The organism is Microbacterium sp. X-17 (assembly GCF_039615055.1).
Genome location: NZ_JBDHNI010000001.1, coordinates 1,558,898 through 1,582,502 on the forward strand (window position 1 = coordinate 1,558,898; position 23,605 = coordinate 1,582,502).

Sequence of the window (23,605 nt, forward strand, 5' to 3'; positions counted from 1 at the left end):
AGGAGGAACCGCGGTGACTCCCGGCTTCACCCGCTACGCCCCGACCGCCGGCCCGTCGCGCTGGCTGCTGATCGCCGGACGGCGGTTCGTCGCCTGCGTGGAGAGCACGGCCGCGGACAGCATCGTGGACGCGGTGTGGTGGCTGGCCGACTCGGACCTCGCCACGATCGAGTCGGTCGTCGGCGCGTTCCCGCTCGCCGGGCCGGACAGCGTTCGCTCGTTCGCGGTGGCCGAGCTCGGCGAGCCCAACGCCTCCGGCGAGATCGTCGTCACCGCCGTGGTCCGCGGGTCGGCCGCGCTCGACATCTACTCGGTCGGCGGCGCGCGGCGGTTCGGGTCGGGCGGCGTCCAGCCCTGGGTGCTCGCGGAGTTCCGCAACGTCACCGGGCTCGCGATCGGGGGCGACGACCTCCCCACCGGGTCGGTGGCACGGCTGTCGATCGGCTCCCTGCCCATCGGGCTCGGCGTCGTGGACGGCGAGCTGCTGACCTGGTCGAGCACGCCGCTGGAACGCGTCGAGCGCACCGCCGGCGGGAGGCCGCAGCCGACCGAGGACGTCGTCGCCGGGGTGCCGGAGTCCGAGCTGGACGAGACGATCATCCGCTCGCGCAACCGCAGCTCCAGCCTGTTCTCGCACGCCGACGAGCCGGACGTCCCCGCGACGGCCGGGCTCGCCGAGTCGCCGGAGGCCGCGCCCGTCGTGCAGCCCGTCCCCGTCGCGCACGAGCTGCCTGGCGCGATCGACATCGAGGAGCCGGGCGCCGCGACCGAGCGGCCGGACCTGCGCGACACGCCCGGAATCGGCCGGCCGCCGGTTCCCGGCGCGATCACGACGCCGGCCGGCGGCGCGGAGGTCGTCCCGCCGCCGCAGCGGTTCGCCGTCCGGGTCGTCCCGGGGGACATCCTCGAGCTGGACGTGCCGATCCTGATCGGCCGCAAGCCGACGCTCCCGCGGGTCGAGTCGGGCGTCGCGCCGCGCCTCGTCGCGGTGCAGTCGCCCGAGCAGGAGGTGTCCTCCACGCACGTGCGCATCGAGCAGTCGGGGGACGCCGTGGTCGTCACCGACCTGCGCTCGACTAACGGCACCCGTGTCCACCGGCCCGGCGGCGCGGACGAGCGGCTGCGTCCGGGGGAGTCCACGGTCGTCCTTCCCGGAACGGTTGTGGAGATCGGCGACGGTAATATCATCGAGATCACCGCCGTCCCGGCCGGCGGCACCACGGGGACCCCGCGGCCGCTGCCGGAAGCGGACCGTCGAGAAGAAGGACGCGAGTGACCCAGATCGGTCGCACCAACCGGCGCCACACCGTGGTCGTGCCGGGCGGCGCAGACGCACGCATCAGCCTGTCCTGGGCGGCGCTGTCGGACACCGGCTACCGGCGCAGCGTCAACGAGGACAGCCTCCTGGCGCGCTCGCCGATCTTCGCGGTCGCCGACGGCATGGGCGGCCACACAGCGGGCGACTTCGCGAGCACAGCGGTCGTGACCCGGCTGGCCGAGAAGGTCAGGGTCGACTTCGTCACGGAGTCCTCGCTGACCGAGGCGCTGCGCGACGCGGTGGACGACATGGGCCGCGGCGTCGGGCAGACGGATCTCGGCACCGGCACCACCGTGACGGGCATCGCGCTCACGCTGTCGGACGGGTCGCCGTACTGGCTCGTCTTCAACATCGGCGACTCCCGCGTCTACAGCTTCCGCGACGGCACGCTGGAGCAGCTCACCGTCGATCACTCGATCGTGCAGGAGCTGCTCGACGCCGGGGCGATCACGCCGGCGGAGGCGGAGGTCCACCCGCACAGCAACGTGATCACGCGCGCGGTCGGGTTCAACGAGGACCCGGTGCCCGACTACTTCCTGTTCCCGATCGTCGCCGGCTCCCGCCTGCTGGTCTGCTCGGACGGGCTCACCAAGGAGCTCACCGAGCACGGCATCCGGTACTACCTCGGCGAGGGCGCCTCCCCGCTGGACGCCGCCCAGCAGCTCATGGACGCCGCGCTCGGCAACGGCGGGCGCGACAACGTGACCGTGGTCGTGGTCGACGTGCTGGCCACCCCTGAGAGCGGTTCGCACCGCGAGGGATTCCCGCGCAGGGCGGCCCGCCGGCACTGACGGATGGCCCCTCCACGGGGGTCGCCGAGGGCTGATTTGGCCCCCGAGTTGGGGGTAATGGAGATGCCCCCAGAGCGGGTCCGAGCCCCCTGAGGCGCTGTGACGGCTGCCTACAATTGATGAACGCCTTCGCCCTCGCGAACGCGAACGGCCGATGACGGGAGGAGCTGCTTGGCTCGGCGCTTGCCTTCACAGCCGCCGAACCTCCCTGGCTTCTCGTACGTCAGGGTGCTCGGTTCGGGCGGCTTCGCCGACGTGTTCCTCTACGAGCAGAACATGCCGCGCCGTCAGGTCGCGGTCAAGGTGATGCTCGCCGAGGTCGTCACCAGCCAGGTCAAGCAGATGTTCCAGGCCGAGGCCAACCTGATGGCCCAGCTCAGCACGCACCCCTCCATCCTCACGGTGTACCAGGCGAGCGTCTCCGCCGACGGCCGGCCCTACCTGGTGATGGAGCTGTGCTCCTCCGCCATCGGCCAGCGCTACCGCTCCGACCCGCTGCCGGTGCCCGAGGTGCTGAGCATCGGCGTCCGGATCGCGAGCGCGGTCGAGACGGCGCACCGCGCGGGGGTGCTGCACCGCGACATCAAGCCCTCCAACATCCTCACCACCGCCTACGGCCACCCGGTGCTCAGCGACTTCGGCATCGCGGCGACGCTCAGCGAGGCCGATGTGACCGAGGCGATCGGCCTCTCCATCCCGTGGTCGGCTCCGGAGGTGCTCCTCGACGAGACCAGCGGCGCCGTCGCCAGCGAGGTGTGGTCCCTCGGCGCGACGATCTACTCGCTGCTGGCCGGCCGCTCGCCGTTCGAGCAGCCTGGCAAGGAGAACACCTCCGCCGAGCTGATCCAGCGCATCACCAAGGGCCGCCCGCAGCCGATCGGACGCGCGGACGTGCCGCCGCGGCTGGAGCAGATCCTCATGCGCTCGATGGCGCGCAAGCCGTCCGCGCGTCAGCGCAGCGCGCTGGAGCTGATCCGCGAGCTGCAGTCGGTGGAGGCCGAGCTCGGGCTCCCGCAGACGCCGATCGAGGTCGCGATGGACGACTGGGCGCTGGCCACCGCCGACGACCCGGAGGAGCGCACGCGCGTCAAGGGCGTCCTCGCCGTCGACCCCGGCGCGGCCAGGCGGCGCCGTCGCCGTGCCGCGCCCGTAGTGGTCGGGGCGACCCGGGCGCCCACGATCGTCCGGGAGAGCGCCGGCAGCTCGCCGACGGCCCCGCCCGCACCGCCCGCCCGCCTCTCGCGCGCGCTCATCGGCGCGCTGGTCGCGTGCGCGGTCCTCGTCGTGGTGCTCGCCGTCACGGCGACGGTCGTGCTGGTGCGCGCGAACGCCTCCGGCGACATCCCGACCGTGCGCGACCTCAGCGGCCGGGTCAGCCAGGGCACCATCGTCTTCACCTGGACCGACCCGGGGCTGGAGAGCAGCGACAGCTACCAGGTCACGGTCGACGACCAGCCGCCGAGCAGTCAGCGGGCGACCGAGTTCCGCGTCGACGCGAAGCCCGGCCAGACGGTGTGCGTGACCATCACGGTGAACCGCGACGGCAAGACCGGCTCGCCGAGCGGGCAGAAGTGCGTCCAGAGGACCGACTCGCCATGATCCGCGCCTGGCTCCTTGCCCACAAGTCGATCGCGGCCACCGCCCTGAGCGGGACCGTGGTCGCGGCGGTCGTCGCGACGCTCGCGGTGGTGTCGGGAGGCTACAGCGCCCAGCACCTCCAGCTCAACGACGCGGCGGTGTGGGTGGCCAGCGACGCCAAGAAGGCCCTCGGCCGGGCGAACACGCAGATCGACTCGCTCAACTCGATCGTGCCGGGCACCGGCGAGGCGCTCGACGTCGTGCAGGACGGCCAGAACGTGCTGCTCCTCGACAAGGAGGCCAACACCGCGGCCGTCGTCGACCCGGCGACGGCGCAGGCGGGCAAGTCGGTGGCGCTGCCGCCGCGGTCTCCGCAGGTCGCCGTGGCGGGGGACCACGTCGCGATGCTCTCGCAGACCACCGGGCAGCTCTGGCTGACCTCGGTGTCGCAGCTGGAGCAGTTCAACTCTGGCTCGGCGCCGACGATGGACCTGGGCGGCCGGGCGGTCGGCGCGATGGACCCCTTCGGCGTGCTGTTCGCCTACCAGCCGGCCACGCGCAACCTGGTGCGCGTCGACCTCGGCGGGCAGCAGCCCGCCACCTCCTCGGAGAAGGTGCCGTCGCGGGGAGCGGGCGCGCACGTCCAGCTCACCTCGGCCGGCGGCCAGTGGGCGCTGTTCGACCCCGACGAGAAGACGCTCTGGGTGTCCGGCCGCACGATCGACCTCGCGGCGGCGCTCGGCGAGGACGCCGATCCGATCATCCAGGCGCCGTCGTCGGACGGCACCGCGATCTGGATCGCGACCGCAGGCGGCCTGATCCGCGTCCCGCTCGACGGGACGGCGCCCAAACGCGTGCTCGGCACCGTGTCCGGAGCGCCGGCCGCGCCGGTGGTCGTGGGCGGCTGCGCCTACACCGCCTGGAACTCGGGCGCGGCGTGGCACACCTGCTCGACGCCGTCCGCCGGCACGCGCAGCACGCTGAGCCAGGTGCCCTCCGGCGCCGTGCTGGCGTTCCGGGTGAACCGCGACCGGGTGGTCCTCAACGACGCCAGGTCCGGCGTCTCGTGGGCCGTGCAGAGCGGGAACACGCGCATCGACAACTGGGACGACCTGGTCGCCAAGAAGACGACGCAGGAGCTGGTCGACCAGTCCAAGCAGGACACCACGCCGCAGTACGCCAAGCAGGAGCAGCCGCCGGTCGCCGTGAACGACCAGTTCGGCGCGCGGCCGGGCCGGGTGACCCCGCTGCCGGTGCTGCTCAACGACTACGACCCGAACGGCGACGTGCTCACGATCGACTCGTTCACCGCCATCCCGGCGAGCCAGGGCACGATCGAGCTGACCAACGCCGATCAGCTCCTGCAGATCACGCTCCCGGCCACGGCGAGCGGGTCGATCGGCTTCGACTACACGATCTCGGACGGCCGTGGCGGGACGGCGACTGCGCACGTGACGGTGACGGTCCGCACGCCCGAGGAGAACTCGCCCCCGGTCTGCGTCCGGCCGGCGAAGGCCGTCGTGCAGGCCGGCGGCCGGGTCACCACGTCGACGCTCAACGAGTGCTACGACCCCGACGGCGACCCGTACTTCCTCGCCGGCGCGTCCGTGCCCGCGCCCGACACGGTGACCTTCACGCCGCAGGGCCAAGTCGCCTACTCCGACCACGGTCAGGGCGGCGGCCTCAAGGACGTCGCGCTCACCCTCTCCGACGGCCGCGCGGAGGGGACGGGACAGCTCGCCGTCACCGTGCAGTCGCCCGGGCAGGTGCCGATCATCGCCGACCCGTTCGCCGTCCTGGCGTACCAGGGCCAGGAGACGACCGTCCGCCCGCTCGACCACGTCCGCGGCGGCAACGGCGTCGTCCGGCTGAGCACAGTGCCCTCCAAGGCGGACGCGACGATCACACCGGACTACCAGGGCGGCACCTTCCGGTTCTCGTCCGACCAGGCCGGCACCCACAACATCGAGTACTCGGTGACGGACGGCGTGATCACGGCGACCGGCGTGGTGCGCATCGAGGTGAAGGCGCCGCCCGGGGCGAACACGACCCCGATCGCCGTGCCGCACACCGCCTTCATCCGCGAGCAGTCGACGCAGGACGTGGACGTGCTGTCCACCGACATCGACCCATCCGGCGGCGTGCTGCTGGTCACCGGGGTGACCGATCCCGCGCCGTCGACCGGCGTCAAGGTCCAGGTCCTGCAGCAGCGCACCCTCCGGGTCTCGCTGACCCGCCCGCTCACCGCGCCCGTCGACTTCCACTATCGGCTGAGCAACGGCCTGGCCGACACGGAGGGGACGGTCACCGTCGTCCAGCTCCCTCCGCTGACCGTGCACCAGCCGCCGATCGCCGTGCCGGACTCGGTCGCGGTGCGGGTGAACGACACCGTGGATGTCCCGGTGCTCGCCAACGACGTCCAGCCCGACGGCGACAAGCTGACCCTCGACCCGACCCTCGCCACGCCGCTGCCGGCCGGCGCCGGCCTGCTGTTCACGAGCGGGGACCACCTGCGCTACCTCGCGCCGTCCAAGCCGGGCAACTACGTCGCCGCCTACCGGGTGTACGGCGCGGACGGGCAGTGGGCCACGGCGGAGGTGAACATCGCGGTGCGCGAGCGCGACCTCGCCACCAACAACCCGCCGGTGCCCAAGACCGTCACCGCCCGGGTGCTCGCCGGCGACACCGTGCGGGTCACGATCCCGCTCTCCGGGATCGACCCGGACGGCGACTCGGTGCAGTTCATCGGTCAGGAGACCAACCCGCAGAAGGGCGCCGTGGTCGCCTCCGGGCCGGACTGGATGGACTTCCAGGCCGGCGCCTATGCCGCAGGCACGGACACCTTCACCTACGCGGTCGTCGACGCGCTCGGCGCGCGCGCGACCGGGACCGTGCGGATCGGCATCGCGCCCCGCGCCGGGGGCGCCCGCAACCCGGTCGCGGTCGAGGACGACGTCACCACCCGGCCGGGCAAGACCCTCAACGTCCAGGTGCTGGCCAACGACTCCGACCCGGACGGGAGCCCGCTGAGCGTGACGGCGGTCACCTCGCTCGACGGGAAGGCGAAGGCGAAGATCCAGGGCGACATCGTGGTGGTGACCGCGCCGCAGCAGGAGGGCGCCTACGGGTTCCTGTACACGATCCAGAACGAGCAGGGCGGCACCAGCCAGGCGTTCCTCCGGGTCACCGTCGACAAGAACGCGCCGCCCGCGCGGCCGGTGGTGACCGACACCGTGCTCGGGCTCTCCGACATCCTCGGCAGGGACACGGTGGACGTGAACGTGCTCTCCAACGTGTTCTTCGCCGACGGGCCGGTGTCGACGCTGAAGCTCTCGGTCGTGTCCGGCTACGGAGGCACGGCGACGGTGACCGCAGGCAAGCGCCTGCACGTGACGATCGCGGCAAAGAGCCAGATCATCCCGTTCAAGGTCGCCAATCCGGAGGACGAGTCCGTCGCCGGCTACGGCTTCGTGCGCGTCCCCGGCTACGACGACGCCCTGCCGCAGCTCAAGCGCGGGGCGCCGAAGCTCACGGTGGTCAGCGAGAAGACGCTCACCATCCACCTGAACGACTACATCGTGGCCATCGGCGGCCGGAAGGTGAAGCTGACCGACGCCGCGACCGTGCGGGCGACGCACGCCAACGGCGACGACCTGGTCGTCAACTCCGACACCCTCCAGTACACCTCGACCAGCCGGTACTTCGGCCCGGCGAGCATCTCGTTCCAGGTCACCGACGGCAACAGCGCCACGGACCCGAACGGCAACGTGGCGACCATCGTGCTGCCGATCGACGTGACGCCCCGCGAGAACCAGCCGCCGGTGTTCACGGGCGCGCTCATCGACTTCGAGCCGGGCCAGTCCAAGACGGTCGACCTGACCAAGCTGACCAGCTATCCGTACGCGAAGGACCAGAGCGAGCTCCAGTACTCGATCCAGAACCCGCGGCCGAACGGTGTCTCGCTGTCGCTGTCGGGCCAGAAGCTGACCATCTCGGTGGGCGCCGACGTCCAGAAGGGCAGCACGCCGTCGATCTCGATCGGGGTCAAGGACGCCGTCAACGCCGGTCAGGCCGGCCGGATCGACCTCAACATCGTGCCGTCGACGCGCCCGCTGGCGAGCCCCCAGCCGGATCGCGTGATCGCCCCGCGCGGGCAGACGACGACGGTGGACGTGCTGGCGAACGACGCCGCCACGAACCCGTTCCCGGGCAAGCCGCTGCGCGTGCTCGCCGTGCGCGGGCTGGGCGGGGCGCTCCCGGACGGCGTCTCCATCACCCCGAGCGCCGACAACGCGGTGCTGCAGGTCACGGCGTCGAGCACGGCCGCCCCCCAGGACACCACCCTGCAGTACGAGGTCGCCGACGCGACGAACGACCCGGACCGCTACACCTGGGGGACGGTGACCGTCTCGGTCCAGGACCGCCCGGCGCCGGTCTCCAACGTGCAGATCGGGGCGATCGGCGACCGCAGCCTGACGCTCAGCTGGACGCCCGGCGCGTTCAACAACTCGCCGATCACCGGCTTCCAGGTCACCATGACGAGCGCGGCGACCGGAGCGGTCCTCGGCACCACGCAGTGCACGACGACGGTGTGCGCGATCACCACTCCGGGCAACGGACCGCAGAACGCCGTCGTGCTCGCCGTGCAGGCCCGCAACGCGCTCGGCCTGTCCGACCCGACGAACTACGTCGAGCCGGTCTGGTCGGACGTCATCCCGAACGCACCGGCCAACGTGAGCTCCACCCCGCTGAACAACGGGCTCCGGATCACCTGGAACCGGCCGGCCGACGCGCCCGGCGCCAGCCCGATCACCTCGTACGTCGTCACCGTCGGCGGCATCAGCAACGCCGTCCAGGTCGGGCCGGCCGACAACGGCAGCTACGCCCTGAACGTCACGGACCCGGGGATCGCGAACGGCGCGGCGATCGGGTTCACGGTGGCGAGCCACAACGCCTTCTACCAGGGCAGGACGACCTGGAACCAGACCGCGGGGAGCGGTGTGCCCGCCGGCGCGCCGGTCCTGACCGGGACCGCCCCCACCGCGACGCCGAACAACGCGGACGGGTCGAGCGCCACGCTGTCGTGGCCGAGCGTCTTCGGCGCCAACGGCAAGACGATCACCGACTATTACGCCGCGGTGTTCCAGGGCACGGCGCAGCCCGGCTGCAGCGTCACGGGCGTGGACACCGGCAACCCGGTGCTGCACGTCGACCCGACGTCGGGGTCGTTCATCCACACGCAGGGCGGCAACGTCACCTTCACCGGGCTCCAGGCCAACCAGACCTACAACTTCGTCGTCTACGCCTACAACGGCCAGGGCTGCACGCCGAGCGCGGTCGTCCCGGCGACGACGCACCAGCAGCCGGGGTCGGTGCGGGACGTCACGGTAACCGGCCCGACGCCGAGCACGTCGACCACGTGGGACTACCAAGCCTCGGTCGACTACCAGACCGGCAGCGGCTCCAGCCCGGTCATCAGCTACCAGCTCCTGAGCGGCGCCACGGTGGTCGACAGCGGGCAGCTCTCCGGCACCAGCGGCACCGTCGCGGGCGCGCTCAGCCAGCAGCACTACGGGGTGCCGCTCACGCTGAGCATCACCCAGATCTGCGAGACCTACCCCGACGGCACGCAGCTCTGCTCGGCGGAGAACTTCACCAAGGCGCTCGGCGTCGCGGTCAGCACCGCGATCGGCGGCGCCCGGTTCGACCAGCCCACCAACACGTTCACCTGGACGAGCTGGCCCACGGGCCCTGGCTACACCCGGGTCACCTACAGCTGCGTGCCGGGCGTCGAGGTGGACATGCCGCCGGTCGGGCAGACCGCGGTCTGCGTCGCACCGCAGGGCGGCGGCCAGCCGACCCTCACCGTGAAGGTCTACGCCAACGGCGACACGTACTCCACCCCGTACCCAGCCTCAGGCATGCCATGAGCGACGACAGGCATACTGAGGACGGCCCGCGCGCAGGCGCGGCGCTGCTCACACCCACGAGAGGCGACAGCATGACGATGACCCCCGAGCAGGCCGGCTGGTTCTCGGGCGTGTTCGACCGCCTCGTCCAGAACATCGACCGCGTGCTCCTCGGCAAGTCGCACGTCATCCGCCTCGCCCTGGTCGCGCTGCTGAGCGAGGGCCACCTGCTGCTGGAGGACTACCCCGGCACCGGCAAGACCTCGCTCGCCCGCGCGATGGCCGAGAGCGTGCGCGGGACGACCAACCGCGTCCAGTTCACCCCCGACCTGCTGCCCGGCGACATCACGGGCGTGAACATCTACGACCAGCGCACCGGCGCGTTCGAGTTCCACCGCGGTCCGGTGTTCGCCAACATCGTGCTGGCCGACGAGATCAACCGCGCGTCGCCGAAGACCCAGTCGGCGCTGCTGGAGGTCATGGAGGAGCAGCAGGTCACCGTCGACGGTGTGCGTCACCCGGTCGGCGAGCCGTTCATGGTGATCGCGACGCAGAACCCCATCGAGCAGGCCGGCACCTACCGGCTCCCGGAGGCCCAGCTCGACCGCTTCCTCATGAAGGCGTCGATCGGCTACCCGGACCACGAGGCCACCCTCCGCATCCTGGAGGGCGCCGAGCGCCGGGCGCACGACATCGTGGTCCCCGAGATCATCTCGGCCGAGACCGTCACCGAGATGGCGGACCTGGCACGCGGCGTGCACGTGGACCCGACCATCAACGACTACGTGTCCCGGCTGGTCGACGCCAGCCGCTCGGCCGACGAGATCCGGCTCGGCGTCAGCGTCCGCGGCGCGCTCGCGCTCGTCCGCGCCGCCAAGACGCTCGCGGCGGCGTCCGGCCGCTACTACGTGACCCCGGACGACGTGAAGGCCCTGGCCGAGCCGGTGCTCGCGCACCGCCTGGTGCTCGACCCCGAGGCCGAGTTCGAGGGTGTCACCGCCTCCAGCGTCGTCGGCCAGCTCCTCATCGAGGTGCCGCCGCCCAGCGATCGGGCCGCCGTGTGACCAGCACCGTCACCCGCACCCAGGTCGAGCTCACGAACGCGCGGGCCCGGATCGTCGGCGAGCGCGACGGCGCCCTCGCGGACGCCATCGTCTGGGTGGTCCGCACCGGCTCCGTCGTCGGCCGGGCCGTGGCGTCGGCCGCGCGAGCCCTCGGCGGGGTGATCACCCCGCTCGGCTGGTCGATGTTCGTCGTGACCGTGCTCGCGCTGGTGGCGGGCTACGTCCTGGGCTGGACGGAAGCCGTCGTGGCAGGCTGGATGGCCGCCGCGCTGCTGCTGATCGCGTCGCTCTACCTGGTCGGCCGGATCGCGTACGACGTCGGGCTGGCCCTCCCGACCAACCGCGTGGTCGTCGGGGACCGGGCGCCGGGGGAGGTCACCGTCCGCAACCCGGTGCGGCGCCGGCTCCCCGGCGTGCGGGTGGAGGTCCCGGTCGGCGCGGGGCTCGCCGAGTTCGCAGCGCCGGCCCTCGCGAGCGGCGAGGAGCACTCCGACGTGTTCGTGGTGCCCACGAGCAGGCGCGGGATCGTGCCGATCGGCCCGGTCAGGACCGTGCGCGCCGACCCCATCGGCCTGCTGCGCCGCGAGATGGTGTGGGCCGAGTCGCTCGACCTGTTCGTGCACCCGCGCACCATCGCCATCCCCAGCATGAGCACGGGCTTCGTGCGCGACCTGGAGGGCGCCCCGACCCGCGACCTGACCCAGTCCGATGTCGCCTTCCACGCGCTGCGCGAGTACATGCCGGGCGACGAGCGGCGCAACATCCACTGGAAGAGCACCGCCAAGACCGGCAGCTACATGGTGCGGCAGTTCGAGGAGACCCGCCGCAGCCACCTCCTGGTCGCGCTCAGCCTGTCGGAAGCCGACTACGCCACCGAGGAGGAGTTCGAGCTGGCCGTCAGCGCCACCGGCTCACTCGGCGTGCGCGCGATGCTCGACTCCCGCACCGTCTCCGTGGTCGCGAGCGCCGAGACGCCCGACTTCGCCAAGCGCGTGCTGTTCAGCGCGCGGCGGCTCAGCACCGTCGGCCGCGGCCGGCTGCTCGACGACCTGGCCGGGGTGGAGACAGCGGAGTCCGCGCTGCGGCTGCCCGAGCTCGCCCAGGTGGCCAGCGAGGACGCCGCGGGCATCTCCATCGCCTTCCTGCTCTGCGGCTCGACGGTGACGGCCACGCAGCTGCGCTCCGCGGCGGCGCACTTCCCGCTCGGTGTCGACGTGGTCGCCATCGTGTGCGACGAGGGAGCGGTGCCGAGCCTGCGCCGAGTCGCCGACCTCAGCGTGCTGACCATCGGCTACCTGGAGGACCTCCAGCGCAGCCTCGCGAAACGGCTCGCGACATGATCGGCCGGCTGCCCTGGCGTTCCGCCGCGCTCGACACCGCGTTCGCGCTGGCGGCGGTGGCTCTCGCGGCGTGGTCGTTCTGGCCGGTGTACCAGTCCGGCGCCTTCCTCACGATGCTGGTGGTGACGCTGGCGCTCGGCGGCGCGATCGGCGTGCTCGGCGCGACCTTCCGCTGGCCCAGCATCGTCGTGGCCGGCGTCATCGTCCTCGTCTACCTGGCGACCGGGGTCCAGCTCGCGGTGCCGAGCCTGGCGGGCGGCGGCGGCCTGCTCCCGAGCTGGGCGGGCTTCCTCGACCTGGTGCAGGGGACCTGGCTCTCCTGGAAGCAGCTCGTCACGATCTCGGTGCCCGTCGGGTCGTACGAGGCGCTGCTGGTGCCCGCGTTCATCCTCGTGCTGCTGGCGTCGACGATCACGACCAGCATCGCCCTGCGGTCGCGGTTCCCCGAGCTCGCCGGCGTCCCGCCCGTCCTGGTGCTGATCGCCGGGATCGCGTTCGGCTCGGCGGTGACGGCGGCGCCGCTCTGGCAGGTGCTCACCCTGTTCGCGCTCCTGCTGGTCTGGAACATCCGGCTGCGGCTGCGCAGGAGGACCGCCGCGGTGCGCACGCTGCGCGAGCAGAGCGGCCTCACCGTCGAGACCCGGCGCGAGCGCGGCTCGACGGCGGTGCTGACGGCGACGGGTGCGGCCGTGATGCTCGCGGTCGCCGCGGCGGTCGGCATCGGAGCCACGGCGCTCGTGCCCCCGGCCAATGACCGCCAGGTGGTGCGGACCGCGGTCGAGCAGCCCTTCGACCCGCGCGCCTATCCGAGCCCGCTGACCGGCTTCCGGTCGTACTTCGAGCCGTCCGCGGCCTCCGAGCCCATGCTGAGCGTGTCCGGCCTGCCCGCCGACGGGCGCGTCAGGATCGCGACGCTGGACACCTACGACGGCGTCACCTACTCGGTCGGCACCGACGCGGTCTCCAGCGCCTCCGGGTCGTTCGTGCGGCTGCCGTACCGGCTCGACCAGAGCGGCACGAAGGGCGAGCCGACCCAGCTGACGGTGACCGTGCGCGGCTACCGCGGCCCGTGGGTGCCCGGCTCCGGCCAGTTGGAGCAGATCCAGTTCTACGGCCCGCACGCGACGAACCTGTCCGGCGCGTACTTCTACAACGACGTGACGGGCACCGGCGCCGTGATGGCCTCCCTGCACGACGGCGACACCTACGTCGCCGACTCCGTCACTCCGCCGAAGCTCAGCCCGGCGCAGCTCGCCAAGGTGGATCCGGGGTCGGACTCGGTGCCGCGCCCAACGGTCATCCCCGACGAGCTGCAGTCCACCCTGCAGAAGTACACCGCAGGCGTCACCGGCGCAGGTCCCAAACTCGCCGCCGCGCTGAAGGGGCTGCAGACCGACGGCTACCTCTCCCACGGCGTCGGCACGAAGGAGCCGGCCAGCCGCTCCGGTCACGGAGCCGACCGGATCACCGAGCTTCTGACCGATGTGCCGATGCTGGGGGACCAGGAGCAGTACGCCGTCACGGCCGCCTTGATGGCCCGGCAGCTCGGCTTCCCGGCCCGCGTGGTGATGGGCTTCGTGGCGCCCGCCGACGCGCGGGGCCCCGTCACCTTCCTCGGCTCGGACGCGTCGGCGTGGATCGAGGTCCAGACCACGAGCGGCTGGGTCACGGTCGACCCGACGCCGCCGGCGCGCGCCGTCCCGCCGAAGCAGCCGCAGCAGCCGACGGAGATCTCCCGTCCGCAGACGAACGTGCAGCCTCCGATCGACGACACGCCCCAGCAGAACGAGGAGCCGCCGAACGCGCAGGTCGACAGCACCAACCCGCCTGCGCCCAACCCGGTGCTGGAGACGCTGCTGGCGATCCTGACCGTCATCGGCTGGACGCTGCTCGTCGTCGCCGTTGTCGCGGCGCCGTTCCTCGCAGTCATCGCGGCCAAGTGGCGGCGACGGTCGCTGCGGAGGTCGGCGCCGACCGCTGCCGAGCGGATCGTGGGCGGCTGGCGCGAGTTCGCCGACGCCGCCGTCGACCACGGCTACGACCGGCCGCCCGCCGCGACGCGTCTGGAGTTCGCCACCACCATCGGCGGCACGCGGGCGGCGGCGCTCGCCCAGGTCGCCGACCGTGCCGTGTTCAGCCCGCTGTCCCCCAGCCGCGAGGAGGCCGACTCGGTCTGGAAGGCGGTGGACGCCCTCCGCGGCCAGCTCGATCGGCGCGACACGCGGTGGAAGCGATGGCTCGCGGCCGTCTCGCTGCGCTCCCTCGGTTACCGTGGGAGGACGGGAGAGAGGACGAGCAGGCGATGACGTGTCGGGTGTGCGGAGCGGAGCTGAAGGACGGGACCCTGTTCTGCGGCAACTGCGGAAGCTCGGTGACGGCCACGCGCGTGCGGCCTCCCGAGATGGCCGACTCCCGGCCGTCCGACACCTCCATTGTCCCGCCGCTCGCCAAGCCGCCGGTCGGTCGCTCGAAGCCCGCGGTGGCCGGGCGCTTCCCGGGCGACGTGGAGCTGGACGAGGACGGCCTGCCGCCGACCGAGGCGATCGACGTCGTGTCGCTCGACAGCGCCCCTCCCGCGCCTCCGGCCGCGCGCACGCGCGTCTACCGGCTGAGCTTCTCGACGGGGGAGTCGGTCGAGGTGCGCGGCAGCGGCCTCGTCGGCCGCCGTCCGATCACACAGCCGGGGGAGCACGTCGACCAGCTCGTCGCGATCTCCGACCCGGCCAGGAGCGTCTCCAAGACCCACCTGGAGTTCGGCCTGGAGGGCGACGACCTCTGGATCTGCGACCGGTACTCCGGCAACGGCACGGTGGCCCGCATGCTCGGCGGCATCGCGCGGCAGTGCGAGGCCGGTCGCCGCTACCGGGTGGAGCGCGGCACCAGGGTCGACATCGGCGATCAGTGGTTCGACGTCAGCTGAGGTTCGACGTGAGCTGAGCGGTCTCCCGCCCAGCCCACGTCGTACGGATCAGACCAGCGCGTCCGCGAGCGGCGCGTCCACGATCCCGTGCGCCTCGGCGACACCGGCGTTGGTGACGCGGCCGTCGTGCACGTTGAGGCCGAGCGCCAGCGACGCGTCGGCGCGCAGCGCGGCCTGCCAGCCGTTGTTCGCGATGGCCCGCGCGTACGGCAGCGTGGCGTTCGTCAGCGCGTAGGTGGAGGTGTGCGGCACCGCGCCCGGCATGTTCGCCACGCAGTAGAACAGCGACTGGTGCACCGTGAAGGTGGGGTCGGCGTGCGTGGTCGGGTGCGAGTCGGCGAAGCAGCCGCCCTGGTCGACGGCGATGTCCACGAGCACGCTGCCCGGCTTCATCCGCGAGACGAGCTCGTTGCTGACCAGCTTGGGCGCCTTCGCGCCGGGGACCAGCACCGAGCCGATGACGAGGTCGGACTCCGTGACGGCCTTGTCGATCTCGAAGCTGTTCGAGGCGATCGTCTTGATGCGGCCCGCGTACAGGGCGTCGAGCTCGCGCAGGCGCGCGATGTTCGTGTCGAGCACCGTCACCTCCGCGCCGAGGCCGACCGCGACCGACGTCGCGTTGGTGCCGGCGACGCCGCCGCCGAGCACCGTGACGACGGCGGGGTGGGTGCCGGGGACGCCGGGGATCAGCAGGCCGGGGCCGCCGTTCGGCTTGAGCATGGTGTTGGCGCCGACGATCGGCGCGAGCCGGCCGGCGACCTCGCTCATCGGGGCGAGCAGCGGCAGCGCCCGGTTCGGGAGCTGGACGGTCTCGTACGCGATGGCGGTCACGCGGGCGTCCACGAGAGCGCGGGTGAGCGCCTCGTCGGCCGCGAGGTGCAGGTAGGTGAAGAGCACCAGGCCCTCGCGGAAGTAGCCGTACTCGGAGGCGATGGGCTCCTTCACCTTGAGGATGAGGTCGCCCGCCGCCCAGGTGCTGGCCGCGTCGGGGAGGATCGTCGCCCCCGCGCCCACATACAGCTCGTCGGGGATGGAGGAGCCGACCCCGGCTCCTGTCTCGACATACACGTCGTGGCCGGCTCCGACCAGGTCGTGCACACCTGCGGGCGTAATCGCCACGCGGAATTCGTTGTTCTTGATCTCGCGGGGGATCGCGACCTTCATGGGGCTCCTCAGCTCCTCACACTTCGACGTGATGGTTCGACTTCACCTTAGCTGTCTTCACGGATGATTTCGATAGCAATCCGCTCACCATCGTGCTGATTCCGTAAATTCGGCGTCCGATCGGGGCTGATTTCGTCAGTTCGTCTCGTCGCTCATCCGCGCACCGAACGCTGTGTGCGATTTCCCCCGTCTTTCGGACGAATCGGAACGGATTTCGTGACGATCATGTTTCCAAATGGACGATTCGGCCGCTGAAGGGTGCGGATCGCACCGGTCCTATGCCAGGATCGACCCACCGCGGCGGCACGACGACGTGCTTCCGGCGCAAGCCCTCCAGGCAACACCAGATAGACCCGAAGGAGCTCCGCAGTGAACACAAGGCCTCTCCCTGACGACCCGATGATCCGCCGGCTGGTCCAGTCGGCCCGCGCGTCCCAGCTCACGCGCCGCGGTCTGCTGGCCGGCGCGACGGCCGGCGCCGCAGCGCTCGCGCTGGCGGCCTGCTCGACCGGAGGCGCGTCGGGCAAGCCCACCGCGGCAAAGGACCAGTCGGCCACCGACAAGACGCTCACCTGGGCGAACTGGCAGGCGTACCTCGACCAGGACGACAACGGCAAGTACCCGACGCTGGAGGCCTTCCAGAAGCAGACCGGCATGAAGGTGAAGTACGACGTCGCTGTGGACGACAACAACACGTACTACGCCAAGGTCAAGGACCAGCTCGCCCTCGGCAAGGACATCGGCGCCGACACGGTCTGTCTCACCGACTGGATGATCGCGCGCTGGATCCGCCTCGGCTACGTGCAGGCCTTCGACGAGTCGGCCATCCCGAACAAGAAGAACCTCACCTCCAACCTGGTGAACGTCGACTTCGACCCCGGCCGCACCAAGTCCCTGCCCTGGCAGAGCGGCTTCGCCGGAATCTGCTGGAACAAGTCGAAGCTCCCGAACGGCCTGAAGTCGATCGACGACCTGTGGAAGCCGGACCTCAAGGGCAAGGTCGGCGTGCTCAGCGAGATGCGCGACACCATGGGCCTCCTCCTGCTGCAGCAGGGCGTCGACATCTCCAAGCAGTTCAGCGACGCCGACTACAACAAGGCCATCGACACGCTGACCAAGGAGGTCAACGACGGCCAGATCCGCAACATCAAGGGCAACTCGTACCTCAACGACCTGAAGTCCGGCGACACCCTCGCCGCGATCTGCTGGTCCGGCGACATCACCCAGCTCAACGCCGAAGCCGGCGACAACTGGCAGTTCGCCATCCCGGAGGCCGGCGGCACCCTGTGGAGCGACAACTTCGTCATCCCGATCGGCTCGACGCGCAAGGCCAACGCCGAGAAGCTGATCGACTACTACTACGAGCCGGAGGTCGCCGCCGAGGTCGCCGCGTGGGTGAACTACATCACGCCGGTGCAGGGCGCCAAGGAGGCGGCCGTGAAGATCGACCCGAAGCTGGCCGACAACCAGCTGATCTTCCCCGACGAGGAGACCCTCTCGAAGGTGCACGTCTTCCGCACGCTCTCCCCGGCGGAGGAGCAGAAGTATCAGGCGGCGTTCCAGAAAGTGATCCTGGGGGCCTGATGCCGAAAGGAGTCTTCGCCGAGTCGGGCGCCGATCTGCAGCTGGCCGGCATCACGAAACGGTTCCCCGGGTTCACCGCCATCGAGAGCCTCGATCTGACGATCCCCGCCGGGTCGTTCTTCGCCCTGCTCGGCCCGAGCGGCTGCGGCAAGACGACGACCCTGCGGCTGGTCGCCGGGCTGGAGGAGCCGACCGAGGGCCGCATCCTCATCGGCGGGAAGGACGTCACGAGCACGAAGCCGTACCAGCGGCCGGTGAACACGGTGTTCCAGAGCTACGCGCTCTTCCCGCACATGACCATCCTGGAGAACGTCGCCTTCGGCCTCCGCCGCCGCCGCATCGGCGACCCGGTCGCCAAGGCGCACGAGGCGCTCCGGCTGGTCGAGCTCGACCACCTCGCGGCGCGGCGCCCGTCCCAGCTCTCCGGCGGCCAGCAGCAGCGCGTGGCGCTCGCCCGCGCGGTCGTGAACCGCCCGGCGCTGCTGCTGCTGGACGAGCCGCTCGGCGCTCTGGACCTCAAGCTCCGCCGCCAGATGCAGCTGGAGCTGAAGTCCATCCAGACCGAGGTCGGCCTCACCTTCGTGCACGTCACGCACGACCAGGAGGAGGCCATGACGATGGCGGACACGGTCGCGGTGATGAACAAGGGCCGCATCGAGCAGATGGGCGCGCCCGAGCTGCTGTACGAGCTGCCGTCGACCGTGTTCGTGGCGAACTTCCTCGGCCAGTCGAACCTGTTCGCGGGCCCCGTGCTCGACAGCGCGGGCGACACGCTCGGCGTGGAGGTCGCGGGCCACCGCATCCTGGTGCCGCGCTCGCGCGCCCAGCGCAGCTCCGGCACGGTGACCGTGGGCGTCCGGCCGGAGAAGCTGACGCTGCACGCGGGGGAGGAGACCATCCCGTCCGGCGCGAACCGGCTGGGCCCCGGCCGGGTCATCGACGTCTCGTTCAGCGGCGTGAGCACGCAGTACCTCGTGGACGTGCCGGGCATCGGCACGGTGATCGTCTTCGCGCAGAACCTCGCGAGCGGGCCGGCCGCCGGCTTCGGCGACCGGGTCTGGGTGTCGTGGGAGGCCTCCCACACGTTCGTGCTGGCCGACGAGCCGCCGGTCGACGGGAAGTTCGCCGACGACACCGACACGCAGGCGGTGGCGGCGCAGGCGAAGGAGCGGCTGCTCTCCGAGCTGGAGGAGGCGTAGATGGCCATCGCCGCCTTCACCGGGCCTCCCGCCACCCAGGACCAGGAGCACGCGGCGCGGCGGAAGTCCGGGATCGCGCTGGTCCTGCTGCTGCCCGGCGTGCTGTACCTGGTGCTGTTCTTCCTGACGCCGCTGGTCTCGCTGATCATCACGTCGTTCCAGGCGCCGGCGCCGGAGGGCGACATCGGGCAATACGTCGCGGCGTTCCAGTGGCAGAACTACACCGACGCGATCGGGGAGTACTGGCCGCAGATCCTGCGCTCGTTCGGCTACGCGCTGATCGCCACGGCCGCGGCGCTCGTGATCAGCTACCCGCTGGCGTACTTCATCGGCGTGAAGATGCGGGCTAAGCCGGTGCTGCAGAACCTCCTGATGACGCTGGTCATCGCGCCGTTCTTCATCAGCTTCCTGCTGCGGACGCTCGCGTGGAAGTCGATCCTGAGCGACGACGGCTGGGTGGCGAGCTCGCTCAAGGCGATCAGCGTCCTCCCGCCGGACGCCCACATCACGGGCACGCCGTTCTCGGTCATCTTCGGTCTGACGTACAACTTCATCCCGTTCATGACCCTGCCGCTGTACTCGACTCTGGAGCGGCTGGACACCCGGCTGCTGGAGGCCGGCCGCGACCTCTACGCCAGCAACTGGATGACGTTCCGCAAGATCACCATCCCGCTGTCGATGCCCGGCATCGTCTCCGGGACGCTGCTGACGTTCATCCCGGCCGCAGGCGACTACATCAACGCGTCGCAGGACTTCCTCGGCGCCGCCGACACCTCGATGATGGGCAACGTCATCGAGAGCAACTTCCTGGTGCTGCAGAACTATCCGGCGGCGGCCGCGATGTCGGTCATCCTGATGGCCGTCATCCTGGTGATCGTCGGGTTCTACGTGCGGCGGAGCGGGACGGAGGACCTGCTGTGAGACGCTTCCGGTTCCAGGGCCTCGGGCTCGGCGTCTACGCCTTCCTGGCGCTGGCGTTCCTGCTCATCCCGATCGTCTACACGTTCGTGTTCTCGTTCAACGACGCGATCAAGAACAACATCGCCTGGCGCGGGTTCACCCTCCGCAACTGGACGAACGTCTGCGACGCGGCCGGCATCTGCGACGCGTTCGCGGCGTCGATCATCATCGGCATCGTCTCGACGGTGATCGCGACGGTGCTCGGCACCATGATCGCGATCGCGCTGATGCGCTACCGGTTCCGGTTCCGTTCGCAGACCAGCCTGCTGCTGTTCCTGCCGATGGCGAGCCCGGAGGTCGTGCTCGGCGCGGGCCTGGCGGCGCAGTTCCTGAGCCTCGGCGTCAACAAGGGCTTCGGGACGATCATCATCGCCCACGTCATGTTCTGCATCAGCTTCGTGGTGGTGACGGTGAAGGCGCGCGTCGCGTCGCTCGACCCGGCGCTGGAGGAGGCGGGCCGCGACCTGTACGGGTCGCCGAACGCGGTGTTCTGGCGGATCACGTTCCCGCTGCTGCTGCCGGGCATCCTGTCGGCCGCACTGCTGTCGTTCTCGCTGAGCTTCGACGACTTCATCATCACGAATTTCAACGCCGGGGCGGTGACGACGTTCCCGATGTACATCTACATCGCGGCGTCCCGCGGCATCCCGGCCCAGGCGAACGTGATCGCGTCGGCGGTCTTCATCCTGACGATCCTCGTGGTGCTGATCTCCCAGCTCACCGCGGCCGCCCGCGCGAAGCGCCTCGCGCGCACCCAGTAACCCATCCGCCGAGGGGCACGTTGTTGTCACTTCTGAGCTCGAAAAGTGAAACAACGTGCCCCTCGGCGAGAGGTCAGCGGGGGTCAGCGGGTGTAGGAGGGGCGGATGGCGCCGACGGGGACGCCGTTGCCGAGGACCGCGAGGTCCAGTTTCGGGGCGACGGCGTCCACCGCGGCGCGCTCGATCCCGCCCGCGTCGGCGAGCAGCGACAGCGCCACGATGGAGGCCGCGCGCAGGCTGCCGTCGAGCACCTTCAGACTGACCGTGGTGCCGTCCGGCGCCGCCATCACCATGACGCCCTCGGCGCCGAGCTTGGCGAAGACGCCGAGCTCGTCGATCACGACGCTGTTGGCCCGGCCCGGGCCGTCGATCGCCCAGCCGTTGGCGAGCACCGCGGTCCGCAGAACGGCCGCATTGCGGAAGAGCGCGAAGGGGGAGCCCTCCGACGCCGTGCCGATCCGCTGGATGCCGCGCGCGAGCGCCAGCAGCGACATGGCGTGGACGGGCGCGCCGCAGCCGTCGACCCCGGTCGCGACGACCTTCTCGCCGGTCAGGCGCTCCGTCGTGTCGCGGATGTGCTGCTGCAGCGGGTGCTGCTGGCTGAGGTAGCTCTCCATCGGCCAGTGGTTCACCCGGCAGGCCAGCAGCATCGCGGCGTGCTTGCCCGAGCAGTTCATGAACACCGGGCTGCGCTGCGCGCCGTCGCGGATGGCGCTCTCGCGCGATGCGCTGTCGAGCGGCCAGTCGGCGGGGCAGTGCAGGGCGTCCTCGGTGAGCTGGGCCTGCGCGAGCAGCCCGCGGACCACGGAGATGTGGGCGGGCGTTCCCGCGTGGCTCGCGGTCGCCAGCACAGCGCCGGCGCCCTCCAGCGTCACGCCCGCGCCCATGACCGCCACGGCCTGGAACGGCTTGAGCGAGGAGCGCGGGAACACCGGCTTGTCGGGCGCGCCGAGGGAGAGGACGACGTCGCCGTCCGGCCCGAGCACCACGGCCGAGCCGGCGTGGCGGGACTCGACGAACCCGCTGCGCTCGACGACCGCCAGCTCCACCGCCTCGGCGGTTCCGAAGACCTCCGGTGTCACAGCGCGGCGAAGGCGTCGTCGAGGACGGACAGGGCGTCCGCGATGAGCTCGTCGCTCACGGCGAGGCTCGGCAGGAAGCGGAGCACGTTGCCGTAGGTGCCGGCGTTGAGGAACAGGATGCCCTGCTGCGCCGCGTAGGCGATGATCGCGCTCACGGCCTCCGGGTTCGGGACCTTGGTGGTCTCGCCGGTACCGGGCTGGACCAGCTCTATCGCGACCATCGCGCCGATGCCGCGCACGTCGCCGATGATGTCGTACTTCTGCTGCAGCTTCTCCAGCGCCGGCTTGAGGGCCTTCTCGATGCGCGCGCCGTGGGCGAGGAGGTCGCCCTTCTCGATCTGCTCGAACACCGCGATCGCGGCCGCCGCGGCGACCGGGTTGCCGCCGAAGGTGCCGCCGAGGCCGCCGGGCTGGGCGGAGTCCATGATCTCGGCGCGGCCGGTGACCGCGGCGAGCGGGAGGCCGCCCGCGATGCCCTTGGCGCTCAGCACCAGGTCGGGCACGAGGCCGAAGTGCTCGCTGGCGAAGAACGCGCCGGTGCGGGCCATGCCGCTCTGGATCTCGTCGGCGATGAAGACGACGCCGTTGGCCGTGCACCACTCCTGCAGCGCCGGGAGGTATCCCTCGGCCGGGACGACGAAGCCGCCCTCGCCCTGGACCGGCTCGGCGACGAGGCAGGCCAGATCGGTCGCGCCGATGACCTTCTCCAGGTACGCGATGGTGCGCGCGGCCGCCTCGGCGCCGCTGAGGCCGTCGCGGTACGGGTAGGAGTTGGGCGCGTGGTAGACGTCGCCGGCGAACGGGCCGAAGCCGGTCGCGTACGGCATGGCCTTGTAGTTCATGGCCATCGTGAGGTTGGTGCGGCCGTGGTACGCGTGGTCGAGCACGGCGACGGCGCGGCGGCCGGTGTGCTTGCGGGCGATCTTCACGCCGTTCTCGACGGCCTCCGCGCCGGAGTTGACCAGCACAGTCTTCTTGGCGTGGTCGCCGGGCGTGTGCGCGGCGAGCAGCTCGGCGACGCGGACGTACTCCTCGTACGGCGTGATGGTGAAGAGCGTGTGGATGACATCCTGCAGCTGCTCGGCGGCGGCCGCGACGACCGCGGTCTCGGTGTGACCGACCGTGGTCACGCCGATGCCGGCGCCGAAGTCGACGAACTGGTTGCCGTCGACGTCGACCAGGATGGCGCCGTTCGCGCGGGCGATGTAAACGGGGAGGGCCGACGACACGCCGGTGGGCACCACGGCGAGGCGGCGCTGATGCAGCTCCTGAGACTTCGGGCCGGGGACGGCGGTGACGATGCGGCGTTCTTGCTCCACGGTGAACGTGGGCGTGCTCAGGGTGTCAGTCATGATGATGGCCAGTTTAGCCGGGGTGCGAGAATCGAACCATGAAGCTCGAGCACCGCTATGCGATCGACCTCCAGTGGACCGGGAACCGGGGGGAGGGGACCAGCGACTACAAGGCCTACGGTCGCGACCACACGGTGAGCACGGAGGGCAAGCACCCCATCGAGGGTTCGGCCGACCGCACCTTCCACGGTGACAGGGACCGCTGGAACCCGGAGGAGCTTCTCCTTGCCGCGCTCAGCCAGTGTCACATGCTCAGCTACCTGGCCGAGGCCGCGCGGGCGGGCGTCGTCGTCGTCGGCTACACGGACGCTGCGACCGGCGTCATGGAACAGACGGGCAACGGCGGAGGCCACTTCACGAGCGCGATGCTCCGGCCGAAGGTGACGATCGCCGATCCAGCGCAGGCCGAGCTGGCGGCCTCCCTGCACGCCCCCGCCGCCGAGAAATGCTTCATCGCCGCGAGCGTCAACTTCCCCGTCGGCCACGAGCCGGAGCTCCTGACGCTGGCCTGAGCGCCGGCGCATTCGTGCCGAATGGCGCGAAAGCGCGCCCCGTTAGCCCCAAGCGGCACCGATCGAGAGGC

The 23,605-nt window shown here is 71.2% G+C and carries 16 protein-coding genes; 13 read left to right on the top strand and 3 right to left on the bottom strand.

Annotated elements, in window-relative coordinates; all coding sequences use genetic code 11:
- The first annotated feature begins 13 nt into the window (after positions 1–13).
- The 8 genes from ABCS02_RS07605 to ABCS02_RS07640 all read left to right on the top strand — a co-directional run bounded on the left by ABCS02_RS07605 (position 14) and on the right by ABCS02_RS07640 (position 14,920).
- Positions 14–1,276, top strand: a complete 1,263-nt coding sequence (locus ABCS02_RS07605) for an FHA domain-containing protein (RefSeq protein ID WP_345834978.1) — start codon at positions 14–16, stop codon at positions 1,274–1,276.
- On the top strand, positions 1,273–2,109 hold the full coding sequence (locus ABCS02_RS07610) for a protein phosphatase 2C domain-containing protein (RefSeq protein WP_345834979.1): 837 nt from the start codon (positions 1,273–1,275) through the stop codon (positions 2,107–2,109). Before ABCS02_RS07605 ends, ABCS02_RS07610 begins: the two co-directional genes overlap by 4 nt.
- A gap of 183 nt (positions 2,110–2,292) precedes the next feature.
- Positions 2,293–3,708 (top strand): serine/threonine-protein kinase, encoded by a 1,416-nt coding sequence (locus ABCS02_RS07615; RefSeq protein WP_345834980.1) that lies wholly within the window; start codon positions 2,293–2,295, stop codon positions 3,706–3,708.
- On the top strand, positions 3,705–9,617 hold the full coding sequence (locus ABCS02_RS07620) for an Ig-like domain-containing protein (protein WP_345834981.1): 5,913 nt from the start codon (positions 3,705–3,707) through the stop codon (positions 9,615–9,617). Before ABCS02_RS07615 ends, ABCS02_RS07620 begins: the two co-directional genes overlap by 4 nt.
- 71 nt (positions 9,618–9,688) lie before the next feature.
- Entirely contained in the window at positions 9,689–10,660 is a 972-nt protein-coding gene (locus ABCS02_RS07625; RefSeq protein WP_345834982.1) for a MoxR family ATPase, read from the top strand.
- A complete protein-coding gene (locus tag ABCS02_RS07630) occupies positions 10,657–12,000 on the top strand; it encodes a DUF58 domain-containing protein (protein WP_345834983.1) in 1,344 nt (447 codons plus the stop codon). Before ABCS02_RS07625 ends, ABCS02_RS07630 begins: the two co-directional genes overlap by 4 nt.
- Positions 11,997–14,306, top strand: a complete 2,310-nt coding sequence (locus ABCS02_RS07635; protein ID WP_345834984.1) for a transglutaminase domain-containing protein — start codon at positions 11,997–11,999, stop codon at positions 14,304–14,306. Before ABCS02_RS07630 ends, ABCS02_RS07635 begins: the two co-directional genes overlap by 4 nt.
- The gene (locus tag ABCS02_RS07640) at positions 14,303–14,920 is read left to right on the top strand and encodes a zinc-ribbon domain-containing protein (protein ID WP_345834985.1); all 618 of its coding nucleotides are present in this window, start codon (positions 14,303–14,305) and stop codon (positions 14,918–14,920) included. Before ABCS02_RS07635 ends, ABCS02_RS07640 begins: the two co-directional genes overlap by 4 nt.
- 48 nt (positions 14,921–14,968) lie before the next feature.
- Here the strand turns inward: ABCS02_RS07640 and ald are convergent, their stop codons facing one another.
- Complete coding sequence (gene ald / locus ABCS02_RS07645; protein ID WP_345834986.1) at positions 14,969–16,084, bottom strand: alanine dehydrogenase; 1,116 nt, start codon at positions 16,082–16,084, stop codon at positions 14,969–14,971.
- 399 nt (positions 16,085–16,483) lie between these two features.
- On the opposite strand from ald, the gene ABCS02_RS07650 reads away from it, so the two are divergent.
- The 4 genes from ABCS02_RS07650 to ABCS02_RS07665 are packed head-to-tail and all read left to right on the top strand — an operon-like array spanning position 16,484 to position 20,588.
- Positions 16,484–17,668 (top strand): spermidine/putrescine ABC transporter substrate-binding protein, encoded by a 1,185-nt coding sequence (locus ABCS02_RS07650; protein WP_345835193.1) that lies wholly within the window; start codon positions 16,484–16,486, stop codon positions 17,666–17,668.
- On the top strand, positions 17,668–18,867 hold the full coding sequence (locus ABCS02_RS07655; protein WP_345834987.1) for an ABC transporter ATP-binding protein: 1,200 nt from the start codon (positions 17,668–17,670) through the stop codon (positions 18,865–18,867). The genes ABCS02_RS07650 and ABCS02_RS07655 overlap by 1 nt, the downstream gene beginning before the upstream one ends.
- Positions 18,868–19,788, top strand: coding sequence for an ABC transporter permease (locus ABCS02_RS07660; protein ID WP_345834989.1), 921 nt, complete (start codon positions 18,868–18,870; stop codon positions 19,786–19,788).
- Positions 19,785–20,588: an ABC transporter permease gene (locus ABCS02_RS07665; RefSeq protein WP_345834990.1), complete on the top strand. Its 804-nt coding sequence runs from the start codon at positions 19,785–19,787 to the stop codon at positions 20,586–20,588. Before ABCS02_RS07660 ends, ABCS02_RS07665 begins: the two co-directional genes overlap by 4 nt.
- 83 nt (positions 20,589–20,671) lie before the next feature.
- Here ABCS02_RS07665 and ABCS02_RS07670 read toward each other — a convergent pair whose 3' ends face one another.
- Together ABCS02_RS07670 and gabT are read right to left on the bottom strand one after the other, a co-directional pair.
- Positions 20,672–21,670, bottom strand: a complete 999-nt coding sequence (locus ABCS02_RS07670; protein ID WP_345834991.1) for an asparaginase — start codon at positions 21,668–21,670, stop codon at positions 20,672–20,674.
- The gene (gene gabT / locus ABCS02_RS07675) at positions 21,667–23,022 is read right to left on the bottom strand and encodes a 4-aminobutyrate--2-oxoglutarate transaminase (protein ID WP_345834992.1); all 1,356 of its coding nucleotides are present in this window, start codon (positions 23,020–23,022) and stop codon (positions 21,667–21,669) included. Before gabT ends, ABCS02_RS07670 begins: the two co-directional genes overlap by 4 nt.
- A gap of 38 nt (positions 23,023–23,060) precedes the next feature.
- Here gabT and ABCS02_RS07680 point away from each other — a divergent pair, with 38 nt between their 5' ends.
- Positions 23,061–23,534 carry an OsmC family protein gene (locus ABCS02_RS07680; protein ID WP_345834993.1) on the top strand — a complete coding sequence of 158 codons (474 nt, stop codon included), beginning with the start codon at positions 23,061–23,063 and terminating at the stop codon, positions 23,532–23,534.
- Positions 23,535–23,605 lie beyond the last annotated feature (71 nt).